Origin of the sequence: Wukongibacter baidiensis (assembly GCF_050888315.1) — a bacterium.
GTDB classification, from domain to species: domain Bacteria; phylum Bacillota; class Clostridia; order Peptostreptococcales; family Caminicellaceae; genus Wukongibacter; species Wukongibacter baidiensis.
The window spans coordinates 1,284,538-1,297,230 of the sequence record NZ_CP138202.1 but is presented as its reverse complement, the minus strand read 5'-3'; the positions used below and the strand labels follow the sequence as shown (position 1 = coordinate 1,297,230).

Annotated in this window: 6 protein-coding genes; 5 read left to right on the top strand and 1 reads right to left on the bottom strand. The window is 35.2% G+C overall.

Features of this window, described 5'->3' with window-relative positions; all coding sequences use genetic code 11:
- The first annotated feature begins 292 nt into the window (after positions 1-292).
- From R9X47_RS06130 to R9X47_RS06110, 5 genes are all read left to right on the top strand, one after another.
- Entirely contained in the window at positions 293-2,041 is a 1,749-nt protein-coding gene (locus R9X47_RS06130; protein ID WP_432665854.1) for an ABC transporter ATP-binding protein, read from the top strand.
- Positions 2,042-2,064: 23 nt separating this feature from the next.
- Positions 2,065-4,140: an ABC transporter ATP-binding protein gene (locus R9X47_RS06125; RefSeq protein WP_432665853.1), complete on the top strand. Its 2,076-nt coding sequence runs from the start codon at positions 2,065-2,067 to the stop codon at positions 4,138-4,140.
- 25 nt (positions 4,141-4,165) lie between these two features.
- Positions 4,166-4,708 carry a hypothetical protein gene (locus R9X47_RS06120; RefSeq protein ID WP_432665851.1) on the top strand — a complete coding sequence of 181 codons (543 nt, stop codon included), beginning with the start codon at positions 4,166-4,168 and terminating at the stop codon, positions 4,706-4,708.
- A 417-nt stretch (positions 4,709-5,125) separates the two neighbouring features.
- Positions 5,126-9,664: a glutamate synthase large subunit gene (gene gltB / locus R9X47_RS06115; RefSeq protein WP_432665850.1), complete on the top strand. Its 4,539-nt coding sequence runs from the start codon at positions 5,126-5,128 to the stop codon at positions 9,662-9,664.
- Positions 9,657-11,078, top strand: coding sequence for a glutamate synthase subunit beta (locus R9X47_RS06110; protein WP_432665849.1), 1,422 nt, complete (start codon positions 9,657-9,659; stop codon positions 11,076-11,078). Before gltB ends, R9X47_RS06110 begins: the two co-directional genes overlap by 8 nt.
- A 261-nt stretch (positions 11,079-11,339) precedes the next feature.
- Here the strand turns inward: R9X47_RS06110 and R9X47_RS06105 are convergent, their stop codons facing one another.
- Positions 11,340-12,512 carry an MFS transporter gene (locus R9X47_RS06105; RefSeq protein ID WP_432665848.1) on the bottom strand — a complete coding sequence of 391 codons (1,173 nt, stop codon included), beginning with the start codon at positions 12,510-12,512 and terminating at the stop codon, positions 11,340-11,342.
- Positions 12,513-12,693 lie beyond the last annotated feature (181 nt).

Sequence of the window (12,693 nt, the reverse complement as noted above, 5' to 3'; positions counted from 1 at the left end):
AAAGAAAAAGGGGTTGAGCTTTAGGAAAAGAGATTTTTCAAAAAAGCCCAAAATGCTGTTACATAATTCCAATATAGGGTAAAATATGATAGTGGGTATTAATTCTATAATGGCATATAAGGTTTAATTGTTATGTGAGCAAATTGCATAATTACCATCTAAAAAACTTTCTACTATATATGGTCTTAAAAACCATAAAGCTATACCATATTTATTATGCAATTCTGCCAAGTTAGAATTATGTAATTGCCTTATGCTATTAAAACAGACATTTCTAACAAGGAGAGAGAAAATGATTTATGGAAAACATTTAAATAAATATTATAAGAAGTATTTCATGCATTTCCTAATAGGAGTGACTTCATTAGCGATAGTAGATCTATTGCAAATCAAGGTCCCGTTGATAATAGGGGAGATAACCGATGCAATTATAGCCGGTGGTGTAAACGAAAAGATTCTACTGAACAAAGCTCTATATCTCACCTTGATCGGATTAGCAATCGCAGGTGGGCGATTTATATGGAGAAACTTGATTTTTGGTACCTCGAGAAATATTGAGTATCATATTAGAAACGATATTTTTAGGCATCTAGAAAAATTGTCTCAAAATTATTTTAATAGACATAAGACTGGGGATTTAATGGCCCATGCTACCAATGATGTTAATGCGGTGAGGATGGCAATTGGACCAGGACTTTTAATGATAATTGACGCTGTAGTTCTAATAACCCTTGTTCTTTATAATATGGTATCTAATATAGATTTAAAACTTACCTTAATTGCTATTATTCCATTTCCTATAATAATTTTTCAAGGCTTCGTTATAAGTAAGTTTATGAGACAGCGCTTTAAGGATAAGCAAGAGGCCTTCGCAAAAATGACCGATATGGTTCAGGAGAGTTTTTCAGGCATTAGAGTAGTTAAGGCATTTATTCAAGAGTATGAAGAAATGAAGGCCTTTGATGAAACCAATAGAAATAACTTTGATAAAAATATTAAACTAGCTAAGCTTAGATCGGCTATTGAACCTATTATTAGGTTTGTAGTTGGTGCAAGCATGATACTAACTTTGGTATATGGTGGAAGGTTAACCATGCTTGGCAAAATATCATTAGGTGAGCTAGTTGCCTTCATAAACTTTTTGACTATGTTAGTTTGGCCAATGATGGCAATAGGAATGGTGTTAAATGTTATTGCCCAGGGTAAGGCATCCCTAGATAGAATTGAAGATATTCTCGATGAAGAACCTGAAGTCTTTGATGGAAAGGACGTAGTTATCTTAAAAAAACTTGAGGGATCTATAAAGATAAATAATCTATCCTTCAAATATCCTGATTCAGAAGAGAATGCTCTTGAAAATATAAATCTTAATATTAATAAAGGACAGACATTAGGAATAATAGGAAGGACAGGTAGTGGTAAAACTACATTGGTTAATCTACTTCTACGAATTTATAATGTCTCTAATGAAAGAATAGTGATCGATGGCAATGATTTAATGAAGATACCGCTAAAGACATTAAGAGAAAATATTGCCTATGTACCTCAAGACAACTTCTTGTTTTCTGATACAATATCTCGCAATATTGCCTTTGCAGATAGCGATATAGATATGGATAGAATAAGTAGATACGCAGAGACAGCAAGTGTACATGATAATATAATAGAATTTAAAGATGGATATGAAACGGTAATAGGAGAGAGAGGAATTACTCTTTCCGGTGGTCAAAAGCAAAGAGTATCTATAGCGAGGGCACTAATAAAGGAATCACCAATATTGATTCTTGACGATGCAGTGTCAGCAGTTGATACAGATACAGAAGAAAAAATATTATCATCCTTAAAAAGGGAGCGTAAAAACAAAACTACAGTAATTATTGCCCATAGAATCTCTACGATAAAAGACTGTGATCATATTATTTTCCTGGATGAAGGAAAGATAGTGGAAGAGGGCACCCATGAAGAATTGATGAACCTAAATGGACAATATAGCTCAATAGCAAAAAAGCAGCAGCTTGCAGATATGATGGAAAATGAGTAAAAAGGACGATGGGAGATACGAATATGATAGAAGATGTTTTTGTAGAAGATAGGGAAAGCAAAAAAGATTTTTATATTTTCAAGCGTCTTATGAAATACGCAAGGCCTTATATGTTGCATATAATAATTTCCTTCATATTATTAGGGATTGTTGTTGCTGTTGAGATTATTCAACCTATGTTAATAGCCAAAGGTATAGATAGTATAATAACTAAATATGATACTCCCTATTCAATAGTTGCTGATGGGGAAGGGAAAGTATTAGAGCAACAGCTATACTTTAATGATAAAAAACTTATAAAGGATGCAGAAAATAATTATCCTGAGGCTTTAAAGGCTAGGATAGTACTAGTTGACGAAAGTTACTACTATATAGAAGGCCTAGATGGAAAACGGTTAGACGCATTGAGAAAACAGGAAGAAAAAGGAGCGCCTCAGATAAATGAGGGTTTTATTAGAATAGATGAAAAGGAGTTTGCAGCCCAAAAGTTAACAGAAGAGGATTTAAAGCTTCTGAGAAAAAACGATTATGAAAGCCTTATCAGATTTGCTTTTATATTTGGAGTTATTGTATTATTAGGAAGTGGCGTTCAGTATCTTATGTCCATATTGCTTCAATATACTGGACAAAAAATTGTATATGAAATAAGAAACGATGTATTTTCCCACATTCAGGATCTTGAGATTGACTTTTTTAACTCAATGCCAATTGGGAAACTTGTTACTAGGGTTACAAATGACACGGAAACAATAAACGAAATGTATACAAGCGTTATAGTTAATTCAGTAAAAAATATTTTTGTTTTAATAGGGATAGTAATAGCCATGATTAGTTTTAATCTAAAACTGTCGTTATTAACCTATACCTTAATGCCTGTTCTTGTAATAGCTACGATTATCTTTAGGAGATATTCGAAAATTATTTACAGACAGATTCGTGAAAATGTATCAAAGGTAAATGCATTTTTGTCTGAGCATATTTCTGGAATGAAGATAATCCAGGTGTTTGCTAAGGAAGACGATAAATACGATGAGTTTAACGACATTAATGGAAAGCTTAATAAGTCCAATAAAAATCAAATAATAGCATTTAGTATTTTTGGACCGTCAATTTATCTTATAAAAATTGCATCTACAGCAATCGTAATATATTTCGGTGGTAAATTTGTTTTGGCTGGAGCTATGACAATAGGTGCCTTAATAGCCTTTACCCAATATATATCAAGATTTTTTCATCCTGTACAGCAGCTTGCAGAACAATTCAATGTTTTTCAATCTGCGATGGCATCGGCCGAGAGGATTTTCAATTTGCTTGATAGGGAGCCAGTGTTAAAGGATAGTGAGGCGGCAACAGAACTAGATAGGTTTGAAGGAAAAATAGAATTTAAAAATGTTTGGTTTGCCTATAAAGAAGATGAGTGGATTTTAAAGGATGTATCTTTTAAAATTAATGAGGGTGAAATCGCAGCCTTTGTAGGTGCTACAGGAGCAGGAAAAACGACAATCCTCAACTTGATAGGCAAGTATTACGAGATTCAAAAAGGTGAAATTTTAATAGATGATATAAATATTAAAGATATTAAAACCTCAAACTTAAGAAAACATATTGGGCAAATGCTCCAGGATGTATTTATATATTCTGGAGATATAGAAAGCAATATAAAACTGAGAAACGAAGAAATAACTGATGAAGACATGGTAGAGGCCTCAAAGTATGTAAATGCCCATGGGTTTATTGAAAAGCTTCCCGAAAAATATAAGCATGAAGTCTATGAAAGAGGAGCTACACTTTCAGCGGGACAAAGACAGTTATTATCCTTTGCTAGAACACTAGTAAGAAAACCATCGATTCTTATATTGGATGAAGCCACAGCAAATATTGATACGGAGACTGAAAAGCTTATACAGGATGCATTATACAAAATCATGAAGGGTAGAACAACATTAGCAGTTGCCCATAGACTTTCAACGATTCAACATGCTGATAAAATTATAGTCATGAATAAAGGAAGAGTTAAGGAGCAAGGGACTCATCAAGAACTGTTAGATAAAAAAGGTCTATATTATAAACTAGTTCAATTACAATACAATGAGCAGTAGTGTTTGCTAGAAGGACGGTGTTTTTATGGATTTTGAAAAGTTGACTTTGACTATAGTTAACATAGCAATGGTATTAGCAGTTATTTTATATCTAAGAGAAAAGCTTACTATGAATAAACGTTCTGACTCAAAGGGAATGGAAATGGAGCTTGAGCTTAAACAGAATGAATTAGAAAAGATTCCTTTTATGAAGCGTAGGACCAACAAGATAACTATAATTTCTCTCTTAGTGATTCTTTCTATAGTTGTTCTAATGGGTTTTAAGGATATTCAGGCTGCTCTAGAGTCATTAGTTTTTGGATTAATGGCTGGAGCATATGTACTTATACAGAGTAAACTTGATGAAAATAAAGAGGTTGGAATTTATGAGCATGGCATACTGTATAAAACAGGATTTGTTCATTGGAGAGATGTCAAAGGAATAGAATGGGACCCGTCTCCTAACTATATAGATGCCTATGACATGATGATTAAAACTGCATCAAAGGTTAAAATTAGCCTTGTAGTTGGTGAGAAAAATAAAAAGCAGGTAGAGAAAATGGTAATGTCAAAAATTAATAATATATAGTCCGTGAAATGAAAACAGATTATTGAAAATGCATCTACTAAAATAAGTGGATGCATTTTTTGTTGTGTTAAGCTGCAAAAAAAAGATTGGTCAATTAAAAAACAAGAAAACGTTTTCTGAATCACACAAGAAAATATACATTCAGATGAATAAATATACATAAAACGGAAGATGTAGTTTTGAGGCTTAATGATAACGTTTTCCTTTGAAAATGTGAACTTTAAAGATTTAGTGTAAAAAATCAAAAAATAATTTTATGCAATATCCATTGAATGCAATGCATAAATATGATATAATGACGACTATCGAAATATTCTGACATATGCAATGGATGGGAGCTGATGTTGCATATGCGATCCTAAAAAATTGTCTTCGAGCAATTTACATGGAACCAATTTGAAAGGAAGGTAACCAATTATGAAAGCTTTAGGACTGCCAGAGAAGCAGGGATTATACAATCCAAATATGGAGAGAGACAGTTGTGGTGTAGGATTTATAGCTGATATAACGGGAAAAGAATCAAATGACATAATCAAAAATGGCTTAGAAATCTTGAAAAACATGTCTCACAGAGGCGCCACGGGCTCAGATCCGGAAACTGGAGATGGAGCCGGGATATCTATACAAATTCCCCATGAATTTTTTTACTCGGAATTAATGAAGTGTAACGTTGAATTGCCAAATAAGAAAGATTATGCTGTTGGAATGATATTTCTACCTATGGAACCGAATACTAGGTACTATTGTGAAGGTGTGTTCGAGAGAATTATAAAAGAAGAAGGTCAAAGGTTTATTGCATGGAGAAGTGTACCGGTCAACGATAAGGCATGTGGGATATCTGCTCAAGGGACAAGACCCGTTGTCCAGCAGATTTTTATAGATAGAAACGGTCAAGATTTGGATGCATTTGAAAGAAGCCTTTATATTATTAGAAAAAGAGTTGAGAATGCAATTAGGGGAGCAGCAAGGCCTTACACAGAAGCATTTTATATTTGTAGTCTCTCGTCTAAGACAATTGTCTATAAAGGCCAGTTCCTTGCCCATCAGATCGAGGAATTCTACTTAGAACTTAAGGATGAGAGGCTAAAAAGTGCCATTGCAACAGTACATCAAAGATATAGTACAAACACCTTTCCATCTTGGAGATTAGCACATCCATATCGTTATATATCCCATAATGGTGAAATCAACACCATAAGGGGTAATATCAAATGGATGAACGCAAGAGAAGGAGTAATGACATCGAAGCTATTTGATGAGGACTTTAAAAAGATATTACCTATTATTGAACCAAACAGCAGTGACTCATGTAATCTAGACAACATTTTTGAACTACTTATATTGAGTGGATATTCTATGGAACATGCAATAAAAATGCTTATGCCCGAAGCATGGAGATATGATAAAACCATGGCTGAAGAACTTAGAGCTTTTTATGAGTATCATGAGGGACTAATTGAACCTTGGGATGGACCGGCTACAATTGTTTTTAGTGATGGAGTACGGGTGGGTGCTACCCTTGATAGAAATGGACTAAGACCTGCAAGATATCTTATCACTAAGGATAACCTTGTGGTAATGGCCTCGGAGTCCGGTGTACTTAAGATTCCTGAAGAGAAGATTCTTAAAAAAGGAAAGCTAGGACCAGGAAAGATATTTATTGTAGATACTGAAGAAGAGAGAATTATCCATGATTATCAGGTTAAGCAAAGATTGGCTTCGGAAAAGGGTTATGGAGAGTGGATTAAGGAGAACAAGGTTGATCTGCAGGAAGTAAAGATAAATAAGCCTTTAGGAAGGATGGATGAGGATAGTCTTATTACTAAGCAGAAGATATTTGGCTATACTGAAGAGGAATTAAAGCGTGTTCTTGCTCCCATGGCTCAAAATAGTAAAGAAGCTATTAGTTCTATGGGTAATGATGCTCCTTTAGCGGTATTATCCGATAATCCACATCTATTGTTTAATTATTTCAGACAAGTATTTGCCCAAGTAACAAATCCGCCGATTGATCCTATACGTGAGAAAAAGGTAATGTCGTTAAACCAGTATCTTGGACGGTGTGGAAACATATTAACGAAAATAAATGAGAAGGAACCAAATAAATTTATCGAGCTTGAACAGCCTATTTTATACAGTGAAAAGATTGAAAAGATAAAAAATGTAGACGTAGACACTTTAAGAAGTATTACTATACCAATAATTTTTGAAGCAGATCAATATGAAAGTGGGCTAGGCAATGGCATTGAAGCCCTGAAAAAAAGAGCAGAAGAAAGTATTGTTCATGGCTACAGAGTTATTATATTAAGTGACAGAGATGTAGATAGATATAGAGCACCTATCCCAAGTATTTTAGCCGTAAGCGCCGTGCACAATCATTTGATTCAAAGGAAGCTGAGAACAAAGGTAGATATTATTGTTGAGACAGGTGAGGCGAGGGACCCATTCCATATGGCACTACTTCTTGGGTATGGTGCTACAGCAATATATCCTTATGTTGCCCTTGAGTCAATAAATAACCTAGTTAAGAATGAGCTTTATATTGAAGACATTACAGTTAAAGAAGCAAGTATGAATTATGTACGTTCAATAGGATATGGAATTCGAAAAATCACTTCAAAGATGGGTATTTCGACCCTTAGAAGTTTCAATGGAGGACAAATATTTGAAGTTATTGGACTTGATGAAGAACTAGTAGGTGAATACTTTAGCGGTACACCTTGTCGCTTATCAGGTCTTAAGATGGATGGAATAGCAAAGGAAATATTGATGCGTCATAGCAAAGCCTTTGAAAATGACGTTAAGACCCAGCAATTAGATATAGGCGGAGAAATACATTGGAGGAAGAATGCTGGAACTCATATGTTTAATCCCGATACAATATCAAAACTACAACAGGCCTGTAGAACGAATAACTACGAGATCTTTAAGGAATATGCTAACCTAATCAATGACCAATCTAAAAAACTAAGAACGATTAGAGGACTACTGAAATTTAGAAAAGGTATATCAGTGCCTATAGACGAGGTTGAATCTGTAGAATCAATAATTAGACGTTTTGCTACTGGTGCAATGTCCTTTGGATCATTAAGTAAGGAAGTTCATGAGACCTTAGCAATAGCTATGAATAGAATCGGTGGTAAAAGTAACTGCGGTGAAGGCGGTGAGGACGACCAGCGTTATGTAAAAACTGAAAATGGAGATTACAAAAGAAGTGCAATTAAGCAGGTTGCAGCTGCCAGATTTGGTGTTACTACCAACTATCTAATTAATGCAGATGAGCTTCAGATCAAGGTTGCACAGGGAGCAAAACCCGGAGAAGGAGGACATTTACCAGGAAGTAAGGTGACTAAGGAAATAGCAAAAGTACGTCATTCACTACCGGGAATAGACTTAATATCTCCTCCGCCCCACCATGACATATATTCTATAGAGGATTTAGAACAATTAATCTTTGACCTAAAGAACGTAAACCCTAAGGCTCGTGTTAGTGTAAAGCTTGTATCTGAAATAGGTGTAGGAACTGTTGCAGCTGGAGTTGCTAAGGGGAGTGCGGACATGGTACTGATCAGCGGTCATGATGGAGGTACTGGAGCTGCACCAATAACATCTACAAAGACTGCAGGAGTCCCATGGGAATTGGGGCTTGCAGAGACGCAACAAACCTTACTGATCAATAACCTTAGAAGCCGAATTGCTGTGCAGGTTGATGGCCAAATGAGAACGGGAAGAGACGTTGTAGTTGGAGCATTACTTGGAGCCGAGGAATTTGGTTTTGCAACTGCACCACTAGTAGTATGTGGATGTATCATGATGCGCAAATGTCATAATAATACCTGTCCAGTAGGGGTAGCTACCCAAGATCCAGAGCTGAGGAAGCACTTTAAAGGGAAACCTGAGCATGTAATTAACTTTTTCCGTTTTATTGCCATGGAAGTTCGAGAGATAATGAGTGAGCTAGGATTTAGAACTGTAGATGAAATGGTAGGTAGAGTGGATGTCCTTGAAACTAATGAAAGTAATAGACATTGGAAAACTAAAGATCTCGATTTAAGCTCTATTCTTTATCGTCCAGAACTACCTAGAAGATTTGGACATAGGAAAACCATAGATCAAAAGGATCAAACTGCTGAAGTACTCGATAAGAAGCTCATAGAGATTGCAAGTCCTCTAATAAAAACTAGAGGTAAAATAAGTGCAAGTTTTGCTATAAAGAACACTGACAGATCAGTTGGAGCTATGATTTCAGGGAAGGTAATAGAGACAGCAGGTAAGAAAGGACTACCACAGGATACCATTAATTTTACCTTTGAAGGTACAGCAGGACAAAGCTTTGGTGCGTTCTTGGCAAAAGGAGTAACCTTAAGGCTCAGGGGAGATGCCAATGATTATCTGGGGAAAGGTTTATCCGGTGGTAAGATTATTGTATCTCCCCATGAGAAATCAACCTTAGAAGCGAGCGAAAATATTGTTGCAGGAAATACACTGCTCTATGGAGCAACTTCAGGTGAAGCTTATATCTGCGGTAAGGTTGGAGAAAGGTTCGCTGTAAGAAATAGCGGTGCAATTGCTGTGGTAGAAGGGATAGGCGATCATGGCTGTGAGTATATGACCGGTGGACGAATTATTATTCTTGGAGAAGCAGGTAGGAACTTTGGTGCAGGCATGAGTGGAGGAATCGCATACCTATATGATGAGTACGATAGCTTTAGCCTTAAATGCAATTTTGAGATGGTTGAGATTGATGGATTAAAGGAAGACGATTATGAATTTATAAGGAAGCTAATTATGAAGCACGTTATATACACACAAAGTAAAAAGGCTACAAAAATTCTTGATAATTGGGATGTTAATAAGGAGAAATTTGTTAGAGTAATTAATCCGAATTATAGAGAAATCATAGAAGGTTCTACAGAAGTAGATGTAGATAGTTTGGAGGCGAGGGAGATTGGTTAAAGAGGCAGGATTTAAAATATATGATAGAAAAAATGCAGAGAAAATTCCAGCACAGGAGAGGATTAAAAATTATAAGGAATTTTATATTCCTCAAACCGAAGAGGAACTAAAAAAACAAGCATCTCGCTGTATGGATTGTGGAGTTGCCTATTGTAATAATTCCTGTCCTCTAGGAAATATATTACCCGACTTAAACTATCTAGTTTCCCATGGACAGTGGAAAAAGGCTCTAGACGTTTTACAAAGTACTAACAACTTTCCAGAATTCACTGGGAGATTATGCCCCTCTTTGTGTGAAGCTTCATGTGTACTTGGAATAAATCAAGAGCCGACCACAAACAAAGAGATAGAGCTAAGTATTATAGAAAAGGGTTTTAAAGAAGGATGGGTTAAAGCCTTGCCGCCTAAGATGCGTACTGGACGAAGGGTTGCCGTAATCGGCTCTGGTCCTACAGGTCTTGCAGCAGCTCAAGAATTGAACCGACATGGTCATGAAGTGACTGTATTTGAGAGGGCAGAAAATATCGGTGGGATTTTAGCCTTGGGTATTCCCGACTATAAGCTTGAGAAATGGGTTCTTCACAGAAGGATTGAACAGCTTAGGGAAGAGGGAATAAAATTCAAGGTAAATACTAATATTGGAAAGGATATATCTGTCCATGAGATAAAATCGAAGTTTGATGCTGTATGTTTAGCCGGTGGATCTACTGTACCAAGAAATCTAGATGTAAAGGGAAGAGAGCTAAAGGGAATCCATTTTGCAATGGACTTCTTAACACAACAAAATTTAATTAATCTAGGTAAAGAGATTCCTACTGAAGAACGTATTGATGCAGCTGGAAAAAATGTTGTGATTATAGGAGGTGGAGATACAGGAGCAGACTGCTTAGGTATCGCACTACGACAAGGAGCCAAAGAGGTCCACCAACTAGAACTAATGCCGAAGCCACCACAAAAAAGAACCGAAAAGATGCCTTGGCCCGCTTGGCCAATGATTCTTAGGTCAAACACATCCCATGAAGAAGGTGGGGTAAGAGAGTGGAGCGTCGCAACTAAATATTTCTCTGGAGAAAATGGTAGGGTAAAAAGAATTCATTGTGTGAAGCTTAAGTGGACAGAAGACGATAATGGAAGAAGAATGGAAGAACTTGAAGGCAGTGGATTTACAATTGATGCAGATATCATCCTTTTCGCCATGGGATTTCTACATCCAGAACATGGAGATATGCTAAAGAATCTTGGAGTAGACATTGACAAAAGAGGAAATGTAAAAACCAATGAAAAATATATGACAAGTGCTTCAGGAGTCTTTGCTGCTGGAGACATGAGAACAGGTCAGTCTTTAGTATGTAAGGTAATTGCAGATGGTAGAATGGCAGCAGAAGCTATTGATAGGTATCTTAAGAATAATTAACCAGCCTATATAGTTGTTACTGCGTGAGATTCTCATATTTCCTTTTCGTTCATGCAATGAACATGTTTTTTCATATACTTTGAAGGTGAAAACAAATTCATTTAAATCACTCAAATAGAATATCAGAATCCCTTAAGCATACTAAAAATCAAAGGTTTAATTTATAGTAGAATAAGAAGTTAATTAGTAACTACAGAACAAAGGAATAGAATTGTCTTGATAAATATTCTATTCCTTTGTTCTGTATAGCAACAGTCACTCCTACTCTCCCCACGTCTTAATTTTCCTCAAAAAGTACAAGGAAATCAACTGAGCACTTCCTATAAAAAGTAAAAAATAATTAAGTACCCTTTTATTTTTAACAAAGGTCAAAATAACAATCAAAAGACTAGTGCTGACTATTCTACCTGCATTTAAAGCAAACTCTCTATTAATCATATATTCAGTGCGCATTTTTTCCTCATGATTTCTACTTAAGATATTAAAGGAAGCAGATGCGACGGGAACCATGAAAAAAGGTAAAAAGATGGCATTTAATATCATATACATTACTAATGCTGTGTAACTTATCTTTATAAAAAGTCCCAGTACTGCTATGAACATTAAGATTGATCCTAAACACATAGAAAAAACACGTCTTTTAGGCTTAATGATTTTTTGCTCTAATGCATAGGCACCGGCAGATATCAAATAAGCAATCATTGATAATTTACCAAGAGCCATTTCACTTCCCGTAGTTGTATATACTAAAATACTAATTAGAAATAGGATTACGACATCTCTTATACCCCATGCGGCTATACTTATTCTATAATTATTCCACTCAAATCCATTTTTACTAAATATTTTTTTGAAGTTAAGCTTTTCTCCATAGTGCTCTGAATGTAGTGTTAAACTAATAAATATTAATACCACAAATAATGCCAGTGAAATTGCAAAGACAATTACATAACCAAGGTTGTTTTGACTACTTTCAATAATATAGGCTCCTGTAAAGGGTGCTACTGCACTAGCTATTCCACAAATAGAACCATTGAATCCATAAAAGGTATCTCTATTGTTAGTAGATGTGAAATCAAAGGCTAAAACTTGAAATGCAAGCCAATAAAAGCCAGCAGCGATTCCATAGAGAATACCGATTGGATATATGTATTTAACAATATCATTTTTTAGCAAAAGAATTGACATAAAAAATAGAATAAAAAAACCTATTCCAAGTCGAAGGGCCAATACACCATTCTTTCTTTTCGACAACCATCCAGCAGCGATATAAGCGGGTGGTAAAAATACATAGTGCATAAGGTTATATTTTGCAATTATTATAAAATCGTTTGACTTTTTCCATAAAAAGATATTAACAAAAACATTAGATAATCCCATAGAAAGAGTAAACAATCCACTAATTAATAAGAGTATTTTTGCTTTTTTGGACATAAAAACCTCCACAAATGTTAGTAAAATAACTCATACAATCTTTATTCTTTTTAGTTAAGGCAAAATTTATTAGTGATAATACTTGTATATTTTGGATTTTATTTAAATCTATTTAATAATGATGTAAAATTTTTTAGACTAATGTATAATACAGTATGAGAAGCAAATTTGGTAATAAACT